This is a genomic window from Deinococcus sp. Leaf326, from assembly GCF_001424185.1.
Taxonomy (GTDB): domain Bacteria; phylum Deinococcota; class Deinococci; order Deinococcales; family Deinococcaceae; genus Deinococcus.
The window spans coordinates 223,521-248,431 of the sequence record NZ_LMOM01000065.1 but is presented as its reverse complement, the minus strand read 5'-3'; the positions used below and the strand labels follow the sequence as shown (position 1 = coordinate 248,431).

Here is a 24,911-nt window from a genome sequence, read left to right as displayed (position 1 = left end):
TCTACACCGACTTTCCGCAAAGCCCCCGCCCCGTGCGGGGGTTTTTGCCTGGATGAGAGCGCAGGGCCGCACCCGTGAAGCCGCTACAATTCGGCCATGATCGCTGTGTTCGGCCACCTGAATCCCGATACCGACGCCATTGCCAGTGCGCTGGTCTATGCCCACCTGTTGACCCGGCAGGGCCACGCCGCGCAGGCCTACCGCCTGGGTGAACTGAATTTCGAGACGGCCTACGTCCTGCGCGAGCTGGGACTGGACGCCCCGGAACTGCTGCCCGAGCTTGCGGCCGGCAGTGAAGTGGCGCTGGTCGACCATAACGAGAGTGCCCAGTCGGCGCTGCAACTGGCCGACTATCAGGTGACGCGCGTCGTGGATCACCATAAGCTCGGTGACCTGACCACGGCGGCCCCGGCCTACCTGCGCTTCGAACCTGTGGGCTGCACGTCCACCCTGATTCTCAAGCTGCACCGCGAGGCAGGCATGAGCGTGGAGCCGGCAGACGCGCGGCTGATGCTGAGCGCTATTCTCAGCGATACCCTGCACTTCCGGAGCCCGACCACGACGCCCGACGACCGTCAGGCCGTGGAATTTCTGGCTCCCATCGCCGGTGTGGATGACGTGGCCGGGTTCGCGCTGGCCATGTTCGCGGCCAAGAGCGACCTGGGCGACACGCCGGCCGACACGCTACTGAAGATGGACTACAAGGTCTTTCCCTTTGGTGAGCCGGAACAGACCTGGGGCATCGGCGTGATCGAGACGACCAACCCGGCCTACGTGTTCGGGCGTCAGAACGAGCTCCTCGCGGCGATGGATCAGGCCAAGGCGCAGGACGGTCTGAGCGGCGTGCTGCTGAGCGTCGTGGATATCCTCAATGAGACCAACCGCACCCTGGTGCTGAGTGCCACCGAGCAGAAGGTGTTGGGCGAGGCTTTCGGGGTCGTGGTCCAGGAACGAGTGGCCGATCTGGGCAACCGGATCAGCCGCAAGAAGCAGATCGTCCCGGTGCTGGAAGAGTATTTCGCGCCGCAGGCCTGAGCCGGTCGTGACCGAACTTCTCGACTGGCTGTTCGCCCGGCAGCGCTTCGGTGTACGGCCCGGTCTGGAGCGGGTCCATGCGTTGTTGCAGGCTCTGGGGCGGCCCCAGGACAGTTTCCGGACCGTTCTGATCGGCGGCACCAACGGCAAGGGCAGCACGGCTGCCACCCTCGCTGCGGTCCTGTCGGCGGGTGGGGAGCGTACGGGCCTGTTCACCAGTCCTCACCTCACCCGGTTCAGTGAGCGCTTCGTGGTGGCCGGTCAGGAACTGCCGACCACTCAGGTGATGGAGACGCTGGGCCGGGTCCGCCCACTTGCCGAACTGCACGAAGCGTCGTTCTTCGAGGTGGTGACCGCGCTGGGGTGCCTGCTGTTCGCCGAAGCGGGGGTCCGGACCGCCGTGATGGAGGTGGGCCTGGGGGGGCGTCTCGACGCGACCAATGCTCTGGAGCCGGTGCTGAGTGTGGTCACGAACGTCGGCCTGGACCACACGGCCATTCTGGGCGATACAGTGCAGGCCATCGCCGCCGAGAAGGCGGGGATCCTGCGGCCGGGGCGCCCGGCCTTGACGGGGGCGGCGCCGGAGCTGTGGCCTGTGCTGGAGCGGCAGGGTGCCGACCTCTGGGCCGCCGGGCGAGAGTTGATCTGGGACACGCGGCCGCTGGGCTGGGAGGGTCACGAGGTCGAGCTGCAGACTCCTGCCGGCAACCTCACCTTCCGGACACCACTACTGGGTCGGCACGGCGCTGCCAACGCCGCGCTGGCGGCAGCGGCGGCCCTGCGACTGGGGGTTGCGCCCGGAGCCGTTCGTCAGGGGGCGGCAGCAGTCCACTGGCCCGGCCGCCTGGAACGTCTGCCGTGGAGAGGCGGTGGAGTGCTGCTGGACGGTGCCCACAACCCGGACGGTGCGCGCGCCCTGGCACAGGCAATGATGGATCTGGGAACCGGCCCTTTACCACTCATCTTCGGTGCGGCTGAGGACAAGGACCTGGAAGGCGTGGCGGCGGCCCTACGCCCCCTGGCTTCCAGGGTAATCCTGACCCGCGCCGTCCTCAGCCCGCGCGCCGCAGAGCCTGGGCGCCTGGCCCGGCTGTTCCCGGACACCGCCGTGACTCTGACTGAGACGCCGCGAGAAGCCCTGGAAGCTCTGCCGCCCGGCGCACAGGCGCTCGCCTGCGGCAGCCTGTATCTCGTCGGTGAGTTGCGGCCGCTGCTGCTGGGGGAGGCGGAAGAGGAGCGTGAGCGGTGGCAGTAGCCCTCAGACCGCTTGGCGCTGTTCGGCGCGGCTGACGAGGTAGGCGCGGGTGGCCCCCAGCCAGACCTGCACGAGGTCGGCGCGGGGGTGCCCACGCAGCCGCATGGCCTGCATGCCGTTGTCAAGGTGACGCTCAATGTGCCGGACCGCATTGAGCCCGCCCTCGTTTTCCGTTTCGATCAGGATATTCAGGACGGTTGTGGAGTGAACGTAGCCGGCCCGAATGCTGCCGGCGATCTGGTCCAGTGCGCGCATGACTCGGACTTCCTTCCGGCCGCCGTGGACCGCGAGGTGTGAGGAAAGACGTGGTTGTGCGGAGAAAATCTCGAACTGGTTACGATGCTAGCAGAGCGGGTGGGGGTCTGCAAGAAGTCCGGGCCTCTATTCTGTATTGACCGTACCGGGGGTGGGTGTTACACTCCAAGCAAGGGTGTCCGATTCTGCCTTGAAGCAAACGCATCCCCAGGCAGCAAGCCGAGCTTCCGGCGTGTGCGAGGGCACAGGTGCAGGAAGAGGTGAAGCCACGCCGCAGCCCAGGAGGTGAATATATGAAACTGCACGAACGACTCCGTGAACTGCGCAGCGAACGCGGGCTGCGGCTCAAGGACGTGGCGGAGGTGGCCGATATCAGCGTGCCTTACCTCAGCGACCTCGAGCGCGGGCGGACCAACCCCAGCCTCGAGACGCTCCAGACGCTCGCCGGGGCCTACAGCATCACGGTTCACGACCTGCTCGAAGGGGTCGAGTTCTACGGGGCCTCGACCGAAGGCGCGTTGCCTAAGGGCCTCGCCGACCTGATTGCCGACCCCACCCTGGGGCCGCAGATCACGCCGGACTGGGTCCGGACCCTGTCGCGCATCGAACTGCGGGGCAAGCGCCCACGCGACAAGCAGGACTGGTTCGAGATCTATCTGCATCTCAAGCGCATCCTCAACTGAGGCGCGCTTCTCAACACAGGCCCGACGCATCCGCGTGTCGGGCCTGTTTCCTCATGCGTCGCCTAGCGGGGCAGACGGGTGAGCAGCAGGGTACCCGCGCCCCAGGCTCCGCCGACCAGAGCCAGGGTAAATGCCAGGGGGGGCAGGCTGAGGCTGGCTGCGAAAGCACTCAGGCCCAGCAGCGCCCCGACCGCGTCGGGGACCGGCAGGTGAACGCGGTGGGCGAGCGCCCGGCCCAGGTCGTACAGGCTGACGCTGAGGCCCGTAGCGACGAGCAGGGCCGTGAGCGCCAGAGCCAGCAGTGCCGGGGCCAGCAGACCCGCCAAGCCCAGGACCGTCGCCGGACCGATCAACAGGGCCAGCATCAGTACGCCCAGGGCCAGGGTCCGCATCGGGGCGTGCCGCTGGCGCCGCGCCAGTCCCGGGGCTAGACCGGCCACGAACAGCAGCAGCAGTGCCCCCCCGGTCAGGACGACGAACACTTGCGGCCACGCGGCGGCTCCCAGCCAGCCCAGCACGGGCCGGAAGGCCGCGGCCGTCGCCAGCCCCAGACCGGTGGGCGGCGCGGTCTGGAGGGCGCTGCGGTCACCGGGCGCATGACCCAGCAGCGCGTTGACCCGGCCGTCTACCTGCGCGCCCGGCGCCTGATACACGTCGCCGAGCAGGGTGATGACCTCGCCGCCGACCTGGGCCTGCTCGCCCAGGTGTACGTCGCCGCCGATGGCGATGATGTTGCCGCTCACCGGCCCACTGACTGTCACGCTGCGGCCGATGCTCAGGCCGCCGTCGCCCCCCGCCACGTGATACAGCGCGGGCAGGGCCAGTACCGCTGAGAGGGCGAAGGCCCCCGCCCCGGCCCGCCGCACTACTGGCACCGGCTTCCAAGCCACCAGAACGCTGGTGAGCAGCACCAGGGCCAGCCCTACCCCGGCCAGCGGCGACACCTGTTCGAGCAGGGTTCGCAGCACCACTGCCCCGACAGCGAGGTTGGGCCACGCGGTACTCAGCGTCATCAGGACCACGCCTACCAACAGCGCTCCGACCAGAAGGAGTGGCGCGGAATTCTGTGGCGAGGTCTGCACGCCGAGCGCCGCTGTAGTCCTCTCCAGGGCGGAGGGGGCAGCTTCCTGGGCCGCCTGGGCCGAGACGATACGGGCCACGACTCTTGAAGCTACCGGGGCAGGCAGGGGGGGCCGGGGGAGGCCGGTCAGGACCGAAGTGCCCACGATCTCGGCCAGGGTGGCTGCCGCGACCGAGTGCGCCTGGGGTGGTGGGGTGAGCTGCCGAGCGAGGCGCATCTCGGTCAGCACCATGTCCGCGACAGGGCGCGGGACGGGTGGGGGAGCCAGCCAGCGGGCCGCCGCGATATCGGCTATCACAGCCGGCGCCACGCTGCGCTGTGGCTGGGGAGGGGCCAGGATCCGGCCCAGTTGCAGGTCGCCTACGACCTCGTCTGCAACAGAACGGGGTTGAGGAGGCGGGGCCAGCAGGCGCGCTGCCGTAAGGTCGCACAACACGGCGGCCGCCACGCTGTGCGGGAGGGGGGGACGTGGCAACCTGCCCAGGCTGAGGGTTACCTGCCGCAGCGCTTCACGGGCTGCCTGCACCTCAGCCGAGGCCGCGCCGAGCAGCGCCTCTTCGGCCGGGCTCAGGTCATGGTCGGGTTCGCGGTGCAGGGCTAGGCGTAGGGCGTCATCGCCCAGGCCCTCCCACCGCTGTGCCGAGTTGTGCTCTCCCTGACCCATACGTTTCCTCTACGTCGAAAGACCAGCATGAGTTCCCGGACCTGTCTAGGGAACAGGTCCGATCTCAACGGGCGTTCAAGACGCCGGGTGGTCCTCGGCGCGGTAGTCGCCACTCTTGCCGCCGGTCTTCGACAGCAGGCGCAGTCCCGTAATCTCGATGGCTTTGCTGGCCGCCTTGAGCATGTCGTACACGTTCAGGGCCGCCACGCCCGCCGCCGTCAGGGCTTCCATCTCGACGCCGGTCGGGGCCGTGGTCTTCACAGTCGCCAGGACACGCACGCCCGCCGCCTCCAGGGTGACCTGCACGTCGGCGCCCGTGACTGAGATGGGATGACACAGCAGGATCAGGTCGGCGGTGCGCTTGCTGCCTGCGAGCCCGGCGAGACGTGCCACTGTCAGCGGGTCGCCCTTGGGGTTGGTGCCGGCCTCCAGCGCGGCGCGGGCCTCAGGGGGCAACCTGACCCAGGCTTCGGCGGTCGCGGTACGGGTGGTCACTGCCTTGCCGGTCACGTCCACCATGCGCGGCTGGCCGTCCTGAAAATGGGTCAGGCGGGGGACGGCGTCGGACGCGGTGTCGGGGGCACTCAAGGCTCAGTCCTCCGGCAGGTCGAGGCCGCGTAGGGCGGCGAAGGGGTTCTGGCGGGCGTGGGTGCTGCCCTCCGGCGTACCCAGATCGGTGTCGATGGCCTCGACCGGTACGGCCGCGCTGTGCTCGCAGGGCCCGTCGTTGAGGTCGTGGCCGCACACCTGACACAGGCCCTTGCAGGCTTCGTCGTGCAGCACGCTGAGGGGGGCGCCCAGCAGGGTAGTCTCGGCGAGGTACGCGCTCAGGTCGAGGTTGGGATCGCCGAAGACGAGCACGTCCTCACCGCTCTCAGCTTCTTCGAGGTACGGCTCGGTCGCGGCGGGGTCGTAGCGCATCAGGGTGCCGAGCGTGAGTTCCAGCGGAACTTCCACATCGCGCAGGCAGCGGGCGCACTCCATGATCAGGGTGGGCTCGAAGCTGCCCTGAAGGTACATCTCGTCGCCGCCCAGCGAGTTCACGTCGATGTCGAAGGGCGCCGGCTCGGCAAAACGCAGGGTCTGCGTCTCCTTGCCCTGCTGGTAGGTGAGGTGGTCGAGTTCGCCGTCCACATGCGCTTCGTCGGTGGACGCGCGCAGCAGCGAACCGAGGTGAATCTGGGGCTGGTCGTTCATCCTCTCAGGATACGGTGTGCGGGCTGAAGACACCGGAAAACGCGCACCTTGCCCTAGGCGTCCTGGCCTATCCGGCGGGGTGGGCCCGCAGCCACTCCAGCACGTCGGCGGCGTTCTGCTCCGGCGGAAAGACCGGATAGAAGACGTGCTCGACCACCCCCGCGCGGACGACCAGCGTGACCCGGCGCAGCAGCGTCATCCCGTCTACCCCAAAGGTCGGCAGCCGCAGCGCGCCAGAGAAGGTCATGGCTTCGTCTGAGAGCAGCACGAAGGGCAGATGGAGCCGCTCCGCTGCCTCCCGCTGGTAGGCCGTGCCCTGAGTGCTCAGCCCGTAGACCTCGGCGCCTGCCACCCTCAACTCCGCTTGGTGGTCGCGGAAGGCGCAGCTCTGGGGCGTACAGCCCCGCGCGCCGGGAATCACGTCCCAGTCTGTGGGCAGCGGCTGCCCCGGCTCGCCGGTGCGGGGATAGACGTACAGCACGGTGCGCCCCGGCAGGCTGGAGAGGTCGTGCGGCTGCCCGTCGGTGCCCGGCTGCGCCAAGGCAGGCAGCCGTAGGCCCGGCAGGTGGTCGCAGGCGCCGTCGTCGGCGGGCACGGGAAGGTCAGCCGGGAGACGGTGCAGGTCGGTCATTCCCCCAGGGTAAGGGGTGGCCAGCCTGGCCTCCCTCTTCCGGCGGATGTAGCGCGGGCGGCCGGCGGGCAGACTCAGGCCCAGATGCTCCGCTCTGATACGCCCGCCTTCTGGTGGACCGCCAGTCTGCCCTGGCGCTGTTCGCTGCGGGGTTGGGCTGGGTTCTGATCGGCCAGCCAGTGCAGGAGGCGGCGCGGCTCCGGGAGGAGACGAAGGCCAGGACCGAGGGAGCGGTGCTGGTTGAAGCCTGTCTGGCCGACCTGCGCCGCTCCTACGGCAACACGCCTCCGCTTTCATAGGCGGAGGCGCAGATGTTGCAGCGGTCGGACCCGGGACCACGGGGCGAGAGGCAGTGGAGCCTCTGGGGAACGCTGAGGTACGGGCAGGAGAAGGGTATCTGCGACGGCGTTCAGGCGAGCGGCGGGCAACTCACAGTGACCTATGCCTTCGGGTCGCCGTGGTGAACTCCGCCGCCCGACTGAACCTTAGTCCTCGTCCTTGCCCTTCTTGTCGCGCTTGTACGGCCCCTTCTCGTTCCACTTGAGCCGTACCGGAATGCCCGCGAGCGCGAGGTCCTCGCGGATGCGGTTTTGCAAGAAGCCCTCGTAGGCGCGCGTCACGAACTCGGCGCGGTTGCAGAAGATGGCGAAAGTGGGCGGAGCCGTCTCCACCTGGGTCATGAAGTACATCTTGAGCTTCTTGCCGTGGAAGTTCGGCACGGCCTGACGCATCTGCCAGACTTCCAGCCAGCGGTTGAGCTCGCTCGTCGGAATGCGCGACTGCCACTTTTCGTGCAGTTTCATCGCCTCGGCCAGCATGTCGTGGATGCCGTACTCGTTGATGGCGCTCGTGTAGACCTTGGGGGCGTACATGATGTGGTGCAGCTTCTGGTTGAGGTCCTTCTCGGCGCGCTTGAGCTCGGTGTCGGGCACGAGGTCCCACTTGTTGACCACCACGATGACCGGCTTGCCGCTCTCGTAGGCGAGGTTGGCGAGCTTGAGTTCGTGGTCGCCCAGGTCGCCCGCGTTCACCACGAGCCAGATCAGGTCGCTGCGGGCGATGGCTGCCTGCGAGCGCTGGATGGCGTAGTCCTCAATGGCGGTGTCGGGCTTCTTGCGGATGCCTGCCGTGTCCACGAGTACGAAGCGCTGGCCGCCGTAGTCCCACTCCACGTCCAGCGAGTCGCGGGTGGTGCCGGGCTGGTCAGCCACGATGGAGCGCTCGGACTGCGTGATGGCGTTGAGCAGGCTGGACTTGCCCACGTTGGGCCGCCCGATGAGCGAGATGCGGATGGGCGCGATTTCCGGCACGTCCTCGTCATCGGTGGGCAGGTGGGTCATCACGCGGTCCATCAGGGTGTCCAGGCCGCGCGCGTGCTCGGCGCTGATGGCGACCGGTTCACCGAAGCCCAGGCCCCACAGCTCGGAGAGGTAGACCTCGTGCTTCTGGCTGTCGATCTTGTTGGCGACCACGATCACCGGCTTGCCCAGGCGGCGCAGCCACTCGGCCACCTCGTAGTCGGCCGCCGAGAGACCCTCGCGCGGGTCGAGCACGAAGATCACGGCCTGCGAGCCTTCCATAGCCCACTCGGCCTTTTCGCGGATGGCCTGTTCCCACTCGTCTCCGCTCCATAGACCGCCCGTATCCACGAGCGAGATGCGGTGGTTGTGGTAGAGCATCAGCCCTTCCTTGGCGTCTCGCGTGACGCCGGGGAAGTCGGCCACGACGGCCTCGCGCCGGCCGATGAGACGGTTGAAGAGGCTGGACTTGCCGACGTTGGGCCGGCCTACGATAGCGACTTTCTGCATGTTGAACGCTCCTTTACGGTGCCGGAGTCGGGCCGCGTCCGCCCGCTCCGCCGGAAAAGCCCCCCATCACGGTGACGGTCGGGGCACAGACCTCCCAGTATAGCGAATTAAGAATTGGCAAAAGAGACAACGCACCCCGGCATGTGCATAGGCCGGCAGCAGGAGGAACGGAGAAAAGTCCGTGACTGCTCGCGCTCCCACAACTGACCTGCATAGCTTTGACTTTCCCTGTATTCGGCGCTATAATTTATGACATCACCGCCCGAGAGGCGGATTTTTTGTTGTGTACTGCTCGAGTCTGGATTTGGGAGGTTCCAGGGACGGCGACGCATAGCTCCGAGGAAAAGCGAGCTGAAGTTTCTCCGTGTTACACAGCGCGGAGCGGCCCAGAAGATTCGGCTTGACTGCGCCTGCATAGCGCGCTATAGTTTCCCCATCACCGTCCGAGAGGGCGGATTTTTTATTGTCCGCCCCTGGCAACCCAGCCCCCGCTGCTCAGTCCAGGCCATGCAGAGCGCGGTAATCGGCCAGCGGCCACGCGCGGCCCCCGCCCTGGCGGTACGACTGCACTCTGCCGTCCTCGCCCCGCTGAAAATGGAAGGGCTCGCCCACTGCGCCGAAACCGGCCTCTGGCTGTGGCCGCAGGGTCAGGTCGTCGACCACCGTAAGTTCGGACACGCTGGCGTCCGGGTCGCCGGCGGGATACAGCGATACCAGCTGCCCACCCAGGTCCACAAGGTCGGTCAGGCCCCACAGACCCGCATAGCGCCCGGTAAAGCGTTCCAGGGCCACACCGGGTGCGTCGGTCTGCGCCCGGCGTGGCGCGCGCTCCGCGAGATCAATGAGACGCACAAGATTGGTCGCCCAATCGGTCGAGGGAGCCCCCAGCGCGTTGCTGAGGACCGACACTGCTAGGCCCGTGCGCGGGTCAAGCCACGACTGCGTGATATGGCCGGGAAAGCCGCCCGAGTGCCCCACCAGGGTGCGTCCGCCGACCTCGGTCAGGATCAGGCCCAGGCCGTAGCCGCGCGGGAAGGGCTTGGTCAGTCGCGTCTCCTCGCGGCCCATCAGGCGTTTGGAGGCGTCCGAGAGCAGGGTGCCCTCGCCGTAGGCGTGCGCCGCCCAGAAGTGGGTGAGGTCCTCGGCGGTGCCGTAGAAACCGGTCGCGGCGGCCAGCGCCCGCGTGTCCGAGGAAGGCAGCGGCCGCCGCTCGTCACGGGCCGCGAGGCGGGCACTGTGGCCGGTCGCCAGTTCGCTTTCGCGCGCGGCAGGCAGCTCCGGCCCCAGGTTCTCCAGGCCCAGCGGCCCGGTAAGGTGCGCGGCCACGTAGTCGGCGTAGCTCCGGCCGCTCGCCGCCTCGACGATCAGGCCCAGCAGGCCGTAGCCCATGTTCGAATATTTGAAGTGCTCGTTGGCGCTGTAAACCGCCTCGGCGCGGCAGAAGTCCAGCAGCGTCTCCCGGTCCGGAAAGGCGGCGAGCTGCTGCCAGTAGTCGCTGTCGGCTCCGTCGCGGTTGATGCCCGACTGGTGCCCCAGCAGTTCGCGCACGGTGTAGGCCGCCGCGGGACTGCCTGCCAGACCGGGAATCCAGTGGCCGGCCGGGTCGTCCAGCCGCAGTTTCCCCGCCTCCAGCAGCTGGAAGATGGCCGTCGCCGTGAAGGACTTGGAATGCGAGGCGATGCGGAAGAGGTGCCGGGTGGTGAGAGGCTCGCCGGTGCGGATGTTCGCCTGCCCGAGCGCGAAGGAGGCCGCCAGCTCGGTGCCCACCCGCACGGCGACCTGCACACCGGGCACCCCGGCATGGTCGCGCCCGAACTCCAGCCAGGACTCGAGGTAGGGCGCGAGGTGCCGCACGGTCTGGAGCAGGGTCATGGCAGGAGGGTAGCGCTCCGGCGCACGCAAAAGGCGGCGTAGGCCCTGGCCCCGCCGCCCGCTGTCTTCAAGCCTTCAGAACGCCGTATCGAGGGCACCCAGGGCCGCGTCGGCGTCGGTGATGCCCGCCTGCGCCATGTCCGGGCGGCCGCCGCCCTTGCCGCCGCCTGCGGCTGCCAGCTTGCCGATGAGCTGTCCGGCGTGCGCGCCGCGACCCACAGCCGCCCTGGTGGCCTTGACGACCAGTCCCTTGTCGGTGGCGAGCACGACGATGTCGGCGCCGCTGGTGTCGAGCAGCTTGTCGGCCGCGCCGCGCAGTTCGCTCGCCTCCACGCCTGAAAGCCTCAGCGCCGCAACCTGAAATCCGCCGAGTTCGCGCGTCTGGGCTGCCGCGCCGCCCCCGCCCATCTGGGCCTCGGCAAGCTGGCGGCGCAGGGCCACCGCTTCCTTCTCGGCTGCCTTGAGCCCGGCCTGGAGACCCGAGACGCGACCTTCGAGGCCGTCGGGGCTGGTGTTGAGCATTCCGGCCACCCGCGCGGCGCTGTTCAGGCGCTCGCGCAGCCACGCGGTCGCGGCCTCGCCCGCCAGCGCCTCGATGCGTCGCACTCCGGCGGCCACGTTCTCGTCACTGAGGATCACGAACGCGCCAATGTCGCCGGTGCGGTTCACGTGCGCGCCGCCGCACAGCTCCATGCTGGAGACCGCGTGGCCCTCGTAGCTCACGTCGCCGCCTACCGACACCACACGCACGGTGTCGCCATACTTTTCGCCGAACAGGGCCGTGGCCCCCGCCGCACGGGCGTCGGCGATGGGCATCTCCTGCCAGCTCACGGGGAAGTTGGCGCTGATCCAGCGGCTCACCAGCGTCTCGACGCTGGCGATCTCGCCGGTGCTCAGGGCGGCCCCGTGCGAGAAGTCGAAGCGCAGGCGGTCCGGCGCGACCAGCGAGCCGGCCTGCCGCACGCCGCTCCCCAGCACGGCCCGCAGCGCTGCGTGCAGCAGGTGCGTGGCGGTGTGGTGGCGCTCGGTGGCCTGGCGCTCGCCCGACACCACGGCGCGCACCTGTGTGCCCCCGCGCAGCTCGCCCGCCTCGACCATCACGTCGTGGAGGAACACGCCCTGGGGGGTCTTCCGGGTGTCGCGCACGACGGCCGCGCCGCCGTCCCACTCCAGGCGCCCGGTGTCGCCCACCTCGCCGCCGCCTTCGCCGTAGAAGGGCGTGCGGGAGAGCACCACGGTCGCCTCGCTGCCCGCCGCCAGCGTGTCCAGGCGTTCGCCGGCGCCGACCACGGCCAGGACCTCGGCCTGCGTGTCAAGCTCGTCGTAGCCGACGAACTGGGTAGGGGAGAGGCCGTCGAAGGCGCTCTGGTTACCGCCGAACAGCTCGGACTTGCCGTACTTGCTGCCCGCCCGCGCGGTTTCCTGGGCCTTTTCCAGGCTCTCGGCATAACCCGCCTCGTCCACAGTGATGCCGCACTCCTCGGCGATTTCCTTGGTCAGGTCTACTGGGAAGCCGTAGGTGTCGTACAGCACAAAGGCGTCCTCGCCGCTGAGGGTCGTTCCCTGCTCCATCGTGCCCAGCAGGCTACCGAGGCGCTGGATACCTCCTTCGAGCGTCTTGAGAAAGCGCTCCTCCTCGGCCTTCACGGCCGCTTCCACGCGCGCTGCGTTCTCGCGCAGTTCGGGGTAGGCACCTCCCATCTTCTCGACCACGATGGGCACGAGGGTATGCAGCGCCGGCTCGCGCAGGCCCAGCAGGTAGGCGTGGCGGCTGGCGCGGCGCAAGATCTTGCGGGCGGTGTAGCCGCGCCCGGTATTGCTCAGCGCGGTACCGTCGGCGATGACCATACTCACCGAGCGGATGTGCTCGGCGACCACGCGGTGCGAGACGTTCTGCGGTCCCTCGTAGGGCTGGCCGGACAGTTCAGCCACTTTGGCGATCAGGGGCGCGAACACGTCGTTGCTGTAGAAGTCATACACGTCCTGCACGACGGTGGCGATGCGCTCCAGGCCCATGCCGGTGTCGATGTTCTTGAAGGGCAGGTCCTTGAGAACGGGCGTGCCATCGGGCAGAGGCTCCTGGCGGTCGTACTGCGGGAACACGCAGTTCCAGATTTCCAGGAAGCGGGCGCTCTCGCGGGTGTCGGCGTACTCGGCCCAGGTGTCGTCGCCGTAGGCCGGGCCACGGTCGTAGAAGATCTCGCTGCACGGGCCGCAGGGGCCGTTGGGGCCTTCTTTGGGCGCGTCGGCCGGCCAGAAGTTCTCGTCGGCCCCGAACCGCAGAATGTGGTCCGGGCTCAGGCCGTTCTCCCCGGTCCAGATGCCGTAGGCTTCCTCGTCGTCCTGGTAGATGGTGGCGTACAGGCGCGACTTGTCCAGGCCCATCCACTCGGGGCTGGTCAGGAATTCCCAGGCCCAGGTCAGCGCCTCGCGCTTGAAGTAGTCGCCGAAACTGAAGTTGCCCAGCATTTCCAGCAGTGAGCAGTGGCGCAGCGTGCGGCCCACGTTCTCGATGTCGCCGATCCGCAGGCACTTCTGGGCGGTGGTCACGCGCTTGCTATCGCCGTAGCCGGGAAAGCTGGCGGCCGCGCCCATGAACTGCTCTTTGAAAGGCTGCATGCCTGCCACGGTGAAGAGGGTGGTGGGATCGGGCGCGACGGTGCTGTGCGAGGGCAGGCGCAGGTGGCCTTTGCTCTCGAAGAACTGCAAGAACTTCTCGCGAATGTCGGCGGTGGACAGCGGCGCGGTCATAACTGGCAGTCTAGCGCGGTCCGGCCCAAGCCAAAGCGGCGCTGCCAGGGCGGCCTTCTGGCCTGATCCGGGCCAGCCACGCCGGGCTAGTCGTCCTTCGCCCCAAACCGGATCTCGTAGTAGGGATATTCGGGGTCGGGACATAGGGTTCCCGTAAAGCCCAGACGGGTATAGAACGGCACCGCGCTGGGGCTGGCGTACCATTCCAGCCAGGTCGCGTTTCTCGACTTCGCCCAGGCCACGATCCCGCCGAACAGGGCGCGCCCGACCCCCTGGCGCTGGTGGTCGGGGTGGACCCGCAGCGCCGAGAATCGCAGTTGCCGCTGGCCCGACATCAGGTACTCGTCCCACTGGTGCGCGAGGGCGAGGCCGACAAGGCGGGGTTCGGCGCCTGGCCGATGTTCCTCGGCGACAAGCACGCATTCCAGTTCGGAGGCGAGCTTGCGCCGAAACCGGCCCAAGGCCGCCTCGGGACTTGTCGGTGGGTCACCGCCGTACAGGGAGAGGAACGCTTCCCAGTCGCTGGGCTGGGCCTCACGGATGATCAAGGGCACACCTCAGCACAGCAGAAGGCCGCCGGGATGCCTATAGGCCGGATGGCGCACCGGAGAAGTGGCGCTCCAGGGGCTCAGTCCAGGTCCACGGCCCACCACGCCTCGCGCTGGGCGGCCAGACGGGCGCGGGGGTCGCCCAGGGTCTCCAGGGCCTTCGACAAGCCGCGCCAGTCCTGTTCGCTCATGGGGTCGATGCCCAGGGCGCGCTGGTGGAACTGCGCCGCTTCCTTAGGTTTGCCGGCCGTGCCCGCCGCCTGTGCGGCGAGACCCAGCAGGCTCAGTTGCTTTTGCTCCAGGCGGGCGCGCACGTCATCCACCCAGGGGCTGTCGGCGCCGGGCAGGAAGGTGCCGTACTGGCCCACAAGCTCGCGCAGTTCCTCGTAGCCCAGGCTGCCCTGCTCGGCCTGCCCGGAGAGCAGCTCGTAGCGCTGCACGTCGTACTCGGGCTTGAGGTCGGGCGCCAGGGCGTACTTGCGGTTGTTGCTGACCACTGCCTCGTTGCTCAGGCTCTTGCGCAGGCGGTGCAGCGTGGTGTGGAACAGGCTGCTGGCGCGCGACTCGTCCTTCTCGGGCCACAGAGCCTCGGCCGCCTCCCAAGAAGTCACTTCCTTGTGTTCGAGGAGGTAGAAGAACAGCTCCAGCGCCTTGCGGCTCACCCAGGCGACCTGCGCGCCCTGCCACATGACCTGGGCAGTGCCCAGCGCCTTGGCCTGCGTCACGCTCCCGCTCTGCTGGTTCAGGCCCACGCGGCGCAGCCGGGCCTCGACGGCGGTGGTGAGGTCCTGGGGAGTAAAGGGCTTGGGCAGGTAGTCGTCGGCACCCAGGTTCATGCCCCGGCGCACGTCGCTGCGTTCGGCGTGGCTGCTCAGCAGCACAAAGGGCATTGCCGAGAACTGCTCGTGGTCGCGGACTTTCTCCAGAAACTCCAGACCGGTCATGTAGGGCATCACGACGTCGCTGATGATCAGGTCGGGCGTGAAGACCTTCAGGAGGTCGAGCGCTTCGACGGGGTGGCTGCTCGTGCGCACCTCGTGGCCGGCGCGCGACAGGATCACGCTGATGAGCTTGACGATGGCAGAGTCGTCGTCAACGACCAGGATGCGCGGCATGGGAGGCAGTCTAACAGTCTGCTCGCCGCTCTCCGTAAGGTTTACGCTGTACGGCATATGTCCGCGCCCCTGACGCTGCTTCTTGCCCGTACCCTGACCCTCGACGAGGCTCGGCCCCACGCCGAGGCCGTGCTGGTGGGAGGCGGCCGGGTGCTGGCGACCGGTTCGCGCGACGAGGTGCGTGCCCTAGCACCCGGCGCCGAGGTCGAGGACTGGCGCGACCTGATCCTGACGCCGGGGCTATCGGACGCGCATACGCACCTCGTCAAGTACGGGTTCTCGCTGGCCGAACTCAGTCTGCACGGGGCGGCCAGCCTGGGCGAGGTTCAGGCCAAGGTGGGGCAGCGTGCCCTGAACACCCCGCGCGGCGAGTGGATCGTGGGGGGCGGCTTCCTCCTGTCCGAACTGGGCCTGACCACCTACCCGACCGCCGCGCAGCTCGACGAATTCAGCCCGCATCACCCGGTCGCGTTGTACTCGCGCGACCTGCACATGCTCTGGGTCAACAGCGAGGCGCTGCGCCGCGCGGGCGTGACGGACGCGACCCCCGATCCCGAGGGCGGTCACGTCGTGCGTCCGCTCGGCTGCCTTCAGGAAAACGCCACCGACCTCGTGGCCCGCGTGATCCCTGAGCCCACTCCGGCGCAGTACCTCGCGGCGGCGCGGGCGGGGGCCGGGGACCTCGCGGCGCGCGGCTACGTCAGTACGCACACGATGGCCTTCGAGTCGCCCGAGGCCCCGCGCGCCCTGCAGACGCTGGCGGCGCGCGGCGAGCTGCCGCTGCGGGTGTGGGCCTGCCTGCCGCATGACCGCCTGGGGCTGGCGCGCGACTTGGGGCTGACCCGGAACCCCGGCGGACTGTTCCAGTGGGGCGGCGTGAAGTTCTTCGCCGACGGAGCTCTGGGCAGCCGCACGGCGTGGCTGCACGCGCCGGGCTTCGCCGACGGCTCGGGCACCGGGATCGCGCTCGACCACCCGGACCTCATCCGCGAGGTGGGGCGCGAGGCGCTCGCCCTGGGCCTCACGCCCGTCACGCACGCCATCGGGGACCGGGCGAACACCGAGGTGCTCAACGCCTACGACGACCTGCGCGCCGACGCCGAAGCGCGGGGCATTCGCCTACGCGTCGAGCACGCCCAGCACCTGCGTCCGGAGGACATCGCCCGGTTCCGGGGCCTGACCGCCAGCGTGCAGCCTATCCACCTCCAGGCCGACGCCGGCATGATCCGCGCGCTGCTGCCGCACCTGACGGAGACGAGCTACCCCTTCCGCTCGCTGAAGGCTGCGGGCGCGGTTCTGGCGTTCGGCAGCGACGCCCCGGTCGCGCCCCCCGAGTACCGCGCCAACTTCGCCGCCGCCCTGACCCGCGTGGGGGACGACGGCCGGTCCCTGGCCCCCGCCGAGGCCCTGACCCTGGACGACGTGCTGTGGGCGCACACGCGTGGCCCCGCTCTGGCCGCGGGCTGGGACGACGAGGGCGTCATCCGGCCGGGCGCGCGGGCCGCCTTCACCCTCTGGGACCGCGTGGGCGGCAACGCGCGGGCGCTGGTGCTGTAGTGCGGAGCCTGGGGGTCGCTCAGTCCTCGCCCATCGGCGTCATGGGTTTCATTGGCTCCATAGGTTTCATCTCGGGCTGACCCTCCCCGTCTTTCACCTCAGTCAGGGCCACTGCCTGCGCGTCCTGAAGGTTGGGGGCAGCGTGTAACGACTGCGCGCTGCCGTCCGTCACCCGTAGCCAGCTCTTCTGGGCACCGCTGATTTCGACGACGCCTCCCTCTCCGGTCTGCCAGAGCCTGGGAGCGTCCTGCCACGGGCCGGTCGTGCGGCCGCCGCCCTGGCGCTGGCTGCCGCGCTCCACACTTACCTGCGTCTGGTCGCCGCGCTGCTCGATGGTCACGGTCACGCCGCCTGGAAGCTGTCCCTGGTACGCCATGGCCCAAAGTAGACCGCCCGGCACGCGGTGGCCGGGCGGATCAAGGGGAGGTTCAGGCCGGATGAGGGCTCAGGCCTCGGCGTCCTCGGGCAGATCCGCGTTGGTGTAGACGTTCTGCACGTCGTCGAGGTCCTCGAGCGCCTCGACGAGGACGAGCAGCTTGCGCACGTCGTCGCCCGCCACCGCCACCGTGTTGCTGGGCAGCATAGTGATCTGGCCGCTCTCGACCACGTAGCCGGCGTTCGTCAGGGCGTCCTGCACCGCGTACAGGTCGGCGGGGCCGGTGCTGATCTCCAGGCCGTCCTCGGACTCGTTGATGTCCTCGGCGCCGTTCTCGATGGCGACTTCCTGCGCCGCCTCGCTCGTGTCGGTGAGCAGGATGATGCCCTTCTTCTCGAACTGCCACGCCACGCTGCCACTCGTGCCCAGCGAGCCGCCCCGCTTGTTGAACACGGCGCGGATATCGGCCACCGTGCGGTTCACGTTGTCGGTCAGCGTCTCGATGAACAGGGCCGTGCCGGCGGGGCCGTAGCCCTCGTAGCTCACTTCCTTGTACTCGGCGGCGCCCTCGCCCGCACCGACCGCGCGCTTGACCGCGTTGTCGATGTTGTCCACCGGCACCGTGTCGGCCTTGGCGGCGGCGATCGCGTTCTTCAGGCTGAGGTTCCCGCTCGGGTCCCCGCTGCCGCCCGAGCGCACGGCGGCCTGGATGGCGCGAATGTGCTTGGAATAGATGGCGCTGCGCCGCTTGTCGTTGGCGCCTTTTTTACGTTTGATCTGCGACCATTTGCTGTGACCGGCCATGTTCTGTGTTCTCCTGTCCGTAAATGTGCGCCCACACACGTGGGGGGCGCCGAGAGGGCGAGTCTACCGCGCGGCGGCCCAGTGCGCCGACGACCTCAGCGGTAGCGGGCGTTGTCGCTCAGGTGCTCGGCGTAGGTGTGGTTCACGTAGATCTTGCCGCCCGCGTGCAGGAAGTACAGCGCGTCGCGGCCGTCGTTCATGGTGCGTTTGGGGTTGATGACACTCAGAAGCGCCGCCTGGCCGGGGTTGTTGATCGGTCCGGCGGGCAGGCCCATGCGCGTGTAGGTGCTGTAGGGCGTGTCCTTCGTGAAGTCTCCGGCGCTGCGGTCGAGGTCCGGCAGGTCCTTGCCCAGACCGTAGGCCACGGTGGGGTCGCTGCCCAGAGCGATACCGTCGCGCAGGCGGTTGACGAACACGCCCGCAATGACCGGCATCTCGCCGTCGTTCGCGGCCTCGGCCTGCACCATGCTCGCCAGGATGACCCAGTCGCGCACGCTCAGGTTCAGGGCCTTGGCCTTGGCGACGTTGGCAGGCGTGAACTCGGTGTTCATGCGCCCCACCATCTCCTCGACGATCTCCTTGGGCGCCTCAGCGGGCCGGAACTCGTAGGTCGCCGGGAATACGAAGCCTTCGAGGTTCTTCTGCTTGCCGCTGGCGTACTCGCTCAGGGAAGCGTCGTTCAGCGCCGCGCGGATGCCCTGCGCGCTGAAGCCCGCCTTCTCGAAGATGGCCGGCAGGTCCTTGAGGCGCCGGCCCTCGGGAATAGTCACGTCCACGGTCGGAATGAGGGCCGGGCCGGCCAGTTTCTCGGCGACCGCCTGCACGCTCATCTGGCCGTTCAGTTCGTACAGGCCTTCTTTCAGGCTGCCGGCCGTGCCGTTGCGGTCCATGACCAGCCGCAGCACCCGGGCGTTTTTCACGATGCCCTGGGCTTCGAGCTTGCGGGCGACCGCCCCCACCGTGTCGCCGGGTTTGACCTCCAGCGTGTACGCCGCGCCGCCCGCCGGCCCCAGCAGGCTGCGCGCGTAGAAAAAGGCCGCGGCCGCCGCGATGATGAGCAGTACGAACAGGGCGAGCAGCACCTTGACCCAGGCCGGGGTGCCCCGGCGGCCCAGACGGCTCACGCCTCCACCGCCGCGAGCCGCTCGCGCAGAGCGGCGTCGGCAGGGGGCCTCGCCCCGAAACGCGACACCACCCAGCCGCCCACCTGTACCGCCCGGCGCGCGGCCCGCACCGCGTCGCCGTGGGCCAGCCACTCGGCCAGGAAGGCGCCGCCGAACGCGTCTCCGGCGCCGGTCGCGTCCACGAGCTCGTCGCGCGTGGCCGGGACGTGGGTCCGCGGGGTGTCCGGCCCTTCGAGCAGGGCGCCGTCCTCATCGAGCTTCAGGACCACGAGCGCCTCCGGATAACGCGCGCGCAGCCAGACCAGGGCGCCCTCGGGTGTGGCCTCGCCACTCATCGCCAGAGCCTCGTCCTTGTTGGGGAACAGCACGCCGAAGGGCACGCCGTCCACCACGGCCAGGAAGGTCTCGCGCCCGAGCTGCTGGATCATCTGGAAGCTGCCGGGGTCCAGGCTCAGGGTGGCCCCGGCGTCCTGGGCCAGCCGGGCCGCCGCCAGGGCCGCCGCGCGGGGCGGGTCGCGGAAGAGGCTCCAGGCCGTGAGATGCAGGTGCCGCGCGCCCGAGATGACCTCGCCGGGCAGTTCCTCGGGCCGCAGTTCCCAGTCGGCGCCCTGTCCGGTGAGCATGGCGCGCTGGCCCCGGCGGTCAATCAGCGCCAGGATCACGCCGGTCGGGTGCTCGTCACTAAGGACCAGGGCGGTGTGCACGTCCTCGGCCTGAAGCTCGGCGGTCGCCAGTTCGCCGAAGCGGTCGCGTCCCACCTTGCCCACGAAGGCGGCCGGGTGGCCGGTGCGCCGCGCCCACACCGCGAGGTTGGCCGCGCTGCCGCCGCCCAGCAGCTCCAGCCGCCCAGTGGTGTCTCCGCCGGGCAGCAGCATGGTGTCGGGTTTGGCGAGCACGTCCCAGGCGAGGTCGCCCAGGGCCACCAGGGGCGCGGCCGAAGAGGAAGGAGAATGCATGACTGCCGTGCAGGATAGCGCGGCCCCCGCCACAGGGCGGCCCCCCCACCGGAGGGCCGCTCAGGCTTTGGGCGCCGTCCCTTCCGGCGCGGTCGCCATCACTGCGCGCAGGGCCAGGACAGTCGCCAGGACGTCGAGGAGGCCGCCCACGCCGTACACGAGCTGCGTGCCGAGTTCGGGCGTTCCCGAGAAGCCCCGGATGGGCACCACGTTGAGGACCGTCATGCCGACCGCCAGCGCCGCCGAGAGGTTGAGCCAGTCCTGGAAGCGCCGCCGCAGCAGGTGGTCGCCGGGCTCGGCCGAGAGCCGGGTCAGGGTGCCGAACACGGCGTTGCTGCTGAGGATTGCTCCGAACCACACTGTCATCAGGACTGTCAGGGCCACCGGGTTCGCCTCGGGCGCGATTCCGGCCAACAGCCCCAGTCCCAGCGTGCCCCACAGCGCCAGCCTCAGGGCAGTCAGCCAGGGAAAGGTGAGATTCAGGGCGCGCCGGACGCCGTCGCCGGGACCCATGGTCTCGCCGCGCAGCAGCCGGCCCAGCAGCGCGGTCCACCACGCCAGCGCCAGGGCGGCCAGCAGCGCCTCCAGACCGCCCAGCCAGCCGTCGGGGCCGCGCGGGTCTCGCCACAGCGCGTAGGCGGCTGTGAAGAGCAGCGCGGCGACCTGCACCCACAGTGCCCCCAGCGCGGCCGTGCGCCATGTCTGGGGGGGGAGGCGCAGGGTCACAGCCCCAGCTTGGCCTGGAGGCGGGCACGCACCACATCGGGCCTGGCCTGCCCCCCGGTCGCCTTCATGACCGGGCCGAACAGCGCGTTCAGGGCCTTGGCGTTGCCGCCACGCACCTTCTCGACGGTGGTAGGGTCAGCGGCCATGGCGGCGTCGATGGCCGCGTCAATGGCGGCCGTGTCGGTCACGACCCCCAGCCCCCGCTCCTGCACGAGCGTCTCGGGGTCGTGGCCTTCCATGACGTCGCCCAACAGGTCCTTGGCGACGCGGCCGCCGATGGTGTCCGCGTCGATCAGGCGCACCAGGGAGGCGAGGTGGGCCGGCTTGAGGCTGGTCTGCGCGAGCGTCTGCTCCTGCGCGGCCAGGGCGCCCGTCACGTTAGTTAGCAGCCAGTTGGCGAGTTTCTGGGCGTCGGGTGCCGGAGAGCTGCCCAGCGCCTCGTCGTAGAAGCGGGAGAGGGCCACGTCGTGGCTCAGTACCCCGGCGTCGGCGGCGCGGACGCCGGCCGCGAGGTAGCGCCCGCGTTTCTGGGCGGGCAGTTCGGGCATCCGCGCGCGCACCTGCTCGATCCATTCGGGCGTGATGTCCAGCGGGGGCAGATCGGGCTCGGGAAAGTAGCGGTAGTCGGCCTCGCCCTCCTTGGTGCGCATCAGGAAGGTCTTCTGGCCGCCCTCGTCCCAGCCCAGCGTGTCCTGGGTGATACGGCCGCCGCCGTCGAGCACGCGGGCCTGACGTGCCGTCTCGTATTCGATGGCGCGCGCCACGCTGCGGAACGAGTTGAGGTTCTTGACCTCGACCTTCGTGCCCCACGGCTCGCCGGGCTTGTGGACGCTGATGTTCACGTCGCAGCGCATCTTGCCTTCCTCGGGCGTGGCGTCACTGACCCCCAGCGCCTGCGCGATGGCCTGCACGCTTTCCAGAAAGGCGCGGGCCTGCTCGGCACTCACGATGTCGGCCTCGGTGACCATCTCGATCAGGGCCGACCCGGCGCGGTTGAGGTCCAGCAGGCTGTAGGGCGCGTAGGTGGGGTGCATGAGCTTGCCCGCGTCGTCCTCTAGGTGGGCGCGCTTGATCCGGATGCGTTCGCCGTCTACGTCCAGATGGCCGTCGCGCGCGATGGGGCGGTCGTACTGCGAGAGCTGGAAGTTCTTGGGGGCGTCGGGATAGAAGTAGTTCTTGCGGTGAAACTGCGTGAATCCCGACACGTCGCAGCTCAGGCCCAGCCCGAACATCATCGCCAGCTCGACCGCCCCCCGGTTCAGCGTGGGCAGGGCGCCGGGCAGCCCCAGGGTGAAGGGGTCGGTGAAGGTATTGGGTTCTGCGCCGTGATAGTCGGCCGGGCACGCGCTGAAGATCTTGGTGCGCGTCCTGAGTTGCAGGTGAACCTCTAAGCCGATGACCGCCTGATACGCCATGACACAGAGAATACTGCTGCGCCGTCACCTGAGCGGGTATGCTGCTCAGGCATTACAACCCGAGAGTTCTGCTGGAGGTCTACCCATGATCCGTTCTGCTTCCCTGTTGGTCTGCCTTGCTCTCCTGGGCGCCGCGTCCGGCGCCGCTGCCCAGGCGATGCCTGCCGCGCCCATGTCCCCCAAACTGTCCGGCATGCTTGGTGATCCCCGTCCCGACGCCCCGGCCCTGAGCGCGCGCGGCGCCTACGCCGTGGGCGTGCAGACCATCCAGATGGTCAATCCCGGTCAGCTCGACATCGTCAACGCTCCCAAGGAAGGGGCCATTCCCCGCTACGACCGCCCGTTGACGGCCGAAATCTGGTATCCGGCCCCCGGCCCCAGCGGCGCCGGGCGGGTCACCTACCAGGAGGTGCTGGGCAGCGGCCCCGGCGACCCCAAGCGCCCAGTCGTGCCCTTCACTTTTCAGGGCCGCGCCACGCGGAGCGCCCCCACCCGCACCCTGGGCGCGCCCCAGGGCGGGTACCCGCTGGTGATCGTGTCGCACGGCTACCCCGGCAGCCGGTATCTCCTGAGCTACCTCGGCGAGAACCTGGCCAGCAAGGGCTACGTGGTGGCGGCTATCGACCACACCGACAGCACCCATGCCGACCGGGGCGCCTTTGCGAGCACGCTGCTCAACCGTCCGCTCGACGACAACTTCGTGCTGGGCGAGCTGAGCAGACTCGGCGCGCCGGACAGCGGCAGCTTCCTGAGCGGCCTGGTCAACACCGACAACGTGGGCCTGGTGGGCTACAGCATGGGCGGCTACGGCGCGCTCAACACGCTGGGTGCGGGCTTCGCGCCGCAGATCATGCCGCTGGTGCCGCAGAACGCCCTGGCCGTGCGTCAGACCGGCGCCTACACGGTGGACCCGCGCTTCAAGGCGATGGTGGCCTTCGCGCCCTGGGGCGGCGACGCGGCCGTGAAATCCATCGGGGTCAACTTCGGCGCGCCCTTTGGCTTCTGGGACGCGGCGGGCCTGGCGGGCCTGAAGGTGCCCTCGCTGTTCATTGTGGGCGATCACGACGACGTGGCCGGCTATGAGGGCGGCGTCAAGTCGCTATTCGAGAACGCCGTGAACAGCGAACGCTACCTCCTGACCTACCAGAACGCCCGGCACAACTCCGCTCCCAACCGGGCTCCCGACGCGAGCTACGTGAACTTCGACGAGTTCATGCGCTACGCCGAACCCGCGTGGGACTCCGCCCGCCTCAACGACCTGAACATGCATTTCGTGACGGCCTTCCTGGACCTGAAACTCAAGGGGATGGCCGACCGCGCCACGTATCTCGACGTGAAGGTTCCGGTCGCGCAGGACGGCAAATACAGCCGCAACGCCGACGGCAGCCTCAAGCCGGACGATACCTACTGGCCCGGATTCCCCAACCGCACGGCCCTGGGGATCGAACTGCATAAGCTCATGCCCAAATAAATGGCGGAGCGAGAAGGGGAAGGAGAGGGCCACCGCCGCTCTCCTTCCCCTTCTCGCTGTGTGGATCAGGGCCTCACAGCCGGGCGCACTGGCCCTCGCGGTTGCCCTGCACGCGGTTGTTGGCGCCGCGTGGGACCGCCGCGTTGGCCTCGCACTTGAGGTCGCCCTGTACGGTCACGCGGTTCAGGCTCAGGGCGCCCCGGTTGCGTTCCAGTTCGACGTCACCTGCCACCCGGGTGTTAGACAGGCTGACTGCGCCGCCGCGTTCGGCCTCCACATCGCCCGCGACCACACTGCCGTTCAGAGTGATGCGGCCAAAGCCGTCCTCGGATTCCACGTTGCCCTCCACCTGCGAGTTGGTGAGGGTCACGCTGGAGCCGCGCCCGACCTCCACGTCGCCGTTGACGCGCACGTTGGTCAGTGTGCAGGTCGCGCCCGGCCGCACCTTCACGTCGCTGTTGACCGTACGGCCCGAGATGGTCCCGGAGCAGTTCAGGTCGGCGGCGCCCGCCGTGGACAGCGCGGCGAGGGGCAGGAGCATCAGGGCGGTCATCAGCAGAGGGCGCACAGAAGCACCGTAACGGCGCGCCGCATGTGACCTCTGGGAAGAACATGCAGGCGCGTTGAGACGCCCCGCCGGTCAGGTCGTGTGCACGGGTACTCGCGTGAAGGCCCACAGGGCCGCCAGAGCCGAGACGGCCCCCAGGCTGCCCAGCCCTGCCGGCAGGGCGCCGCCGAGGGCCTGCGCCGCCCCCATGACCCCCAGTACCCAGCCCAGGCTCAGCATGAAGCCCCAGCGGGTCGGCATCTTGCGCTCGGCGAGCAGCCACAGCCAGCCGAACATCAGGGCGTACTGGCCGAACTTCACGGCCTGCGCGGGTTCCAGGACCCCGGTCAGGCCCAGGAGGGTCAATAGACCCACCAGCCCGGCCGTCAGGAGGAGAGGTGTGGACGCAACGAGGGGAGACGGAGCACTCATGTCAGGGGTACGTGAACGGCCGGGTGGACGTTCCCGCAACCCCGGCGCTCCGGCCCCCGTACCTGGGGGCATGAGTGACCTGACGGGAAGGATCGGCGGCGCGGTGCACGGCTACGACCTGGACGCCCACTGGGACGGCGAGCGGCTCTCCGGGCGCATCGGCGGCCACATCCAGGGCAAGGACATCCGGCTGGGCTGCGGAGGTGGGCGGGTAGACGGGCGCGTCGGCGGCCATGTTCACGGGTTTGACGCTGCGGGTGACCTGGGGCCGGCGCGGGTGCAGGTGCGTCTGGGGGGCCGCTTCGACGGCGACGACGTGGAGCTGACCCTGGCCGCCGGCCGGGTCAGGGGGCGCTTTTCCGGGCGGCTGGACGGCAAGGACGTGGACCTGACCCTGAACCGGGGCCGCCTGCGGGGGCGTATCGGCGGGACCTTCGAGGGCAAGGACGTCGAGCTGGAGGTAGGGGATACCCCCACCGAGGTCGCGGCGCTCGCGGCGGTGTGCGCCTACAAGGTGCTCGAAGACGACCAGCAGGCCTCGGCGGCGAGCAACGCTTCGGGCGGGTAGGCGGCGGGAGACGCCCCCGGCCCACACTTCCCCGCATCTC

Annotated in this window: 25 protein-coding genes; 7 read left to right on the top strand and 18 right to left on the bottom strand. The window is 69.3% G+C overall.

What is annotated here, in order from left to right; all coding sequences use genetic code 11:
* The first annotated feature begins 96 nt into the window (after nucleotides 1–96).
* Together ASF71_RS18115 and ASF71_RS18110 are read left to right on the top strand one after the other, a co-directional pair.
* Nucleotides 97–1,035, top strand: a complete 939-nt coding sequence (locus ASF71_RS18115; RefSeq protein WP_056302626.1) for a manganese-dependent inorganic pyrophosphatase — start codon at nucleotides 97–99, stop codon at nucleotides 1,033–1,035.
* 7 nt (nucleotides 1,036–1,042) lie between these two features.
* Nucleotides 1,043–2,290: a folylpolyglutamate synthase/dihydrofolate synthase family protein gene (locus tag ASF71_RS18110; protein WP_056302624.1), complete on the top strand. Its 1,248-nt coding sequence runs from the start codon at nucleotides 1,043–1,045 to the stop codon at nucleotides 2,288–2,290.
* A gap of 3 nt (nucleotides 2,291–2,293) precedes the next feature.
* On the opposite strand, the gene ASF71_RS18105 is transcribed toward ASF71_RS18110, so the two are convergent.
* Nucleotides 2,294–2,545, bottom strand: coding sequence for a hypothetical protein (locus tag ASF71_RS18105; RefSeq protein ID WP_056302622.1), 252 nt, complete (start codon nucleotides 2,543–2,545; stop codon nucleotides 2,294–2,296).
* A gap of 293 nt (nucleotides 2,546–2,838) precedes the next feature.
* On the opposite strand from ASF71_RS18105, the gene ASF71_RS18100 reads away from it, so the two are divergent.
* The gene (locus tag ASF71_RS18100; RefSeq protein ID WP_056302619.1) at nucleotides 2,839–3,228 is read left to right on the top strand and encodes a helix-turn-helix domain-containing protein; all 390 of its coding nucleotides are present in this window, start codon (nucleotides 2,839–2,841) and stop codon (nucleotides 3,226–3,228) included.
* Nucleotides 3,229–3,290: 62 nt separating this feature from the next.
* Here ASF71_RS18100 and ASF71_RS24590 read toward each other — a convergent pair whose 3' ends face one another.
* The 4 genes from ASF71_RS24590 to ASF71_RS18080 all read right to left on the bottom strand — a co-directional run bounded on the left by ASF71_RS24590 (nucleotide 3,291) and on the right by ASF71_RS18080 (nucleotide 6,801).
* Complete coding sequence (locus tag ASF71_RS24590) at nucleotides 3,291–4,973, bottom strand: polymer-forming cytoskeletal protein (RefSeq protein ID WP_056302617.1); 1,683 nt, start codon at nucleotides 4,971–4,973, stop codon at nucleotides 3,291–3,293.
* A 75-nt stretch (nucleotides 4,974–5,048) separates the two neighbouring features.
* The gene (moaC, locus tag ASF71_RS18090; protein ID WP_056302614.1) at nucleotides 5,049–5,561 is read right to left on the bottom strand and encodes a cyclic pyranopterin monophosphate synthase MoaC; all 513 of its coding nucleotides are present in this window, start codon (nucleotides 5,559–5,561) and stop codon (nucleotides 5,049–5,051) included.
* Nucleotides 5,562–5,564: 3 nt separating this feature from the next.
* The gene (locus ASF71_RS18085; protein WP_056302612.1) at nucleotides 5,565–6,170 is read right to left on the bottom strand and encodes a DUF177 domain-containing protein; all 606 of its coding nucleotides are present in this window, start codon (nucleotides 6,168–6,170) and stop codon (nucleotides 5,565–5,567) included.
* Nucleotides 6,171–6,237: 67 nt separating this feature from the next.
* A complete protein-coding gene (locus ASF71_RS18080; protein WP_056302610.1) occupies nucleotides 6,238–6,801 on the bottom strand; it encodes a peroxiredoxin in 564 nt (187 codons plus the stop codon).
* A gap of 113 nt (nucleotides 6,802–6,914) precedes the next feature.
* Between ASF71_RS18080 and ASF71_RS18075 the strand changes: the two genes are divergently transcribed.
* The gene (locus tag ASF71_RS18075) at nucleotides 6,915–7,100 is read left to right on the top strand and encodes a hypothetical protein (RefSeq protein ID WP_056302608.1); all 186 of its coding nucleotides are present in this window, start codon (nucleotides 6,915–6,917) and stop codon (nucleotides 7,098–7,100) included.
* Between the two features lie 186 nt (nucleotides 7,101–7,286).
* Here the strand turns inward: ASF71_RS18075 and der are convergent, their stop codons facing one another.
* The 5 genes from der to ASF71_RS18050 form a co-directional block, all read right to left on the bottom strand.
* Complete coding sequence (gene der, locus ASF71_RS18070) at nucleotides 7,287–8,609, bottom strand: ribosome biogenesis GTPase Der (RefSeq protein WP_056302606.1); 1,323 nt, start codon at nucleotides 8,607–8,609, stop codon at nucleotides 7,287–7,289.
* 495 nt (nucleotides 8,610–9,104) lie between these two features.
* On the bottom strand, nucleotides 9,105–10,481 hold the full coding sequence (locus ASF71_RS18065) for a serine hydrolase (RefSeq protein WP_056302604.1): 1,377 nt from the start codon (nucleotides 10,479–10,481) through the stop codon (nucleotides 9,105–9,107).
* A 75-nt stretch (nucleotides 10,482–10,556) separates the two neighbouring features.
* Nucleotides 10,557–13,232, bottom strand: coding sequence for an alanine--tRNA ligase (gene alaS, locus ASF71_RS18060; RefSeq protein WP_082506156.1), 2,676 nt, complete (start codon nucleotides 13,230–13,232; stop codon nucleotides 10,557–10,559).
* An 86-nt stretch (nucleotides 13,233–13,318) separates the two neighbouring features.
* Nucleotides 13,319–13,786, bottom strand: a complete 468-nt coding sequence (locus tag ASF71_RS18055) for a GNAT family N-acetyltransferase (RefSeq protein ID WP_056302602.1) — start codon at nucleotides 13,784–13,786, stop codon at nucleotides 13,319–13,321.
* A gap of 74 nt (nucleotides 13,787–13,860) precedes the next feature.
* The gene (locus ASF71_RS18050) at nucleotides 13,861–14,895 is read right to left on the bottom strand and encodes a response regulator (protein WP_056302600.1); all 1,035 of its coding nucleotides are present in this window, start codon (nucleotides 14,893–14,895) and stop codon (nucleotides 13,861–13,863) included.
* Between the two features lie 57 nt (nucleotides 14,896–14,952).
* Between ASF71_RS18050 and ASF71_RS18045 the strand changes: the two genes are divergently transcribed.
* On the top strand, nucleotides 14,953–16,452 hold the full coding sequence (locus ASF71_RS18045) for an amidohydrolase (RefSeq protein WP_056302597.1): 1,500 nt from the start codon (nucleotides 14,953–14,955) through the stop codon (nucleotides 16,450–16,452).
* Nucleotides 16,453–16,471: 19 nt separating this feature from the next.
* On the opposite strand, the gene ASF71_RS18040 is transcribed toward ASF71_RS18045, so the two are convergent.
* The 6 genes from ASF71_RS18040 to gatB form a co-directional block, all read right to left on the bottom strand.
* The gene (locus ASF71_RS18040) at nucleotides 16,472–16,828 is read right to left on the bottom strand and encodes a hypothetical protein (RefSeq protein WP_056302595.1); all 357 of its coding nucleotides are present in this window, start codon (nucleotides 16,826–16,828) and stop codon (nucleotides 16,472–16,474) included.
* A gap of 69 nt (nucleotides 16,829–16,897) precedes the next feature.
* Nucleotides 16,898–17,632, bottom strand: a complete 735-nt coding sequence (locus ASF71_RS18035; RefSeq protein ID WP_056302593.1) for a YebC/PmpR family DNA-binding transcriptional regulator — start codon at nucleotides 17,630–17,632, stop codon at nucleotides 16,898–16,900.
* A gap of 95 nt (nucleotides 17,633–17,727) precedes the next feature.
* Nucleotides 17,728–18,756: an endolytic transglycosylase MltG gene (gene mltG / locus ASF71_RS18030; RefSeq protein ID WP_056302591.1), complete on the bottom strand. Its 1,029-nt coding sequence runs from the start codon at nucleotides 18,754–18,756 to the stop codon at nucleotides 17,728–17,730.
* Entirely contained in the window at nucleotides 18,753–19,712 is a 960-nt protein-coding gene (locus tag ASF71_RS18025; RefSeq protein WP_056302589.1) for a carbohydrate kinase family protein, read from the bottom strand. The genes mltG and ASF71_RS18025 overlap by 4 nt, the downstream gene beginning before the upstream one ends.
* Before the next feature lie 60 nt (nucleotides 19,713–19,772).
* Nucleotides 19,773–20,438, bottom strand: coding sequence for a hypothetical protein (locus ASF71_RS18020; protein WP_235514601.1), 666 nt, complete (start codon nucleotides 20,436–20,438; stop codon nucleotides 19,773–19,775).
* Nucleotides 20,435–21,853 (bottom strand): Asp-tRNA(Asn)/Glu-tRNA(Gln) amidotransferase subunit GatB, encoded by a 1,419-nt coding sequence (gene gatB, locus ASF71_RS18015; RefSeq protein ID WP_056302587.1) that lies wholly within the window; start codon nucleotides 21,851–21,853, stop codon nucleotides 20,435–20,437. The genes ASF71_RS18020 and gatB overlap by 4 nt, the downstream gene beginning before the upstream one ends.
* A gap of 85 nt (nucleotides 21,854–21,938) precedes the next feature.
* On the opposite strand from gatB, the gene ASF71_RS18010 reads away from it, so the two are divergent.
* Nucleotides 21,939–23,324, top strand: a complete 1,386-nt coding sequence (locus ASF71_RS18010; RefSeq protein WP_056302585.1) for a dienelactone hydrolase — start codon at nucleotides 21,939–21,941, stop codon at nucleotides 23,322–23,324.
* A 73-nt stretch (nucleotides 23,325–23,397) separates the two neighbouring features.
* Here ASF71_RS18010 and ASF71_RS18005 read toward each other — a convergent pair whose 3' ends face one another.
* Both ASF71_RS18005 and ASF71_RS18000 read right to left on the bottom strand, forming a co-directional pair.
* On the bottom strand, nucleotides 23,398–23,892 hold the full coding sequence (locus ASF71_RS18005; protein ID WP_056302583.1) for a hypothetical protein: 495 nt from the start codon (nucleotides 23,890–23,892) through the stop codon (nucleotides 23,398–23,400).
* Nucleotides 23,893–23,964: 72 nt separating this feature from the next.
* Entirely contained in the window at nucleotides 23,965–24,303 is a 339-nt protein-coding gene (locus ASF71_RS18000; protein ID WP_156372944.1) for a hypothetical protein, read from the bottom strand.
* A gap of 70 nt (nucleotides 24,304–24,373) precedes the next feature.
* Here ASF71_RS18000 and ASF71_RS17995 point away from each other — a divergent pair, with 70 nt between their 5' ends.
* Nucleotides 24,374–24,871: a hypothetical protein gene (locus tag ASF71_RS17995; protein WP_056302579.1), complete on the top strand. Its 498-nt coding sequence runs from the start codon at nucleotides 24,374–24,376 to the stop codon at nucleotides 24,869–24,871.
* Nucleotides 24,872–24,911 lie beyond the last annotated feature (40 nt).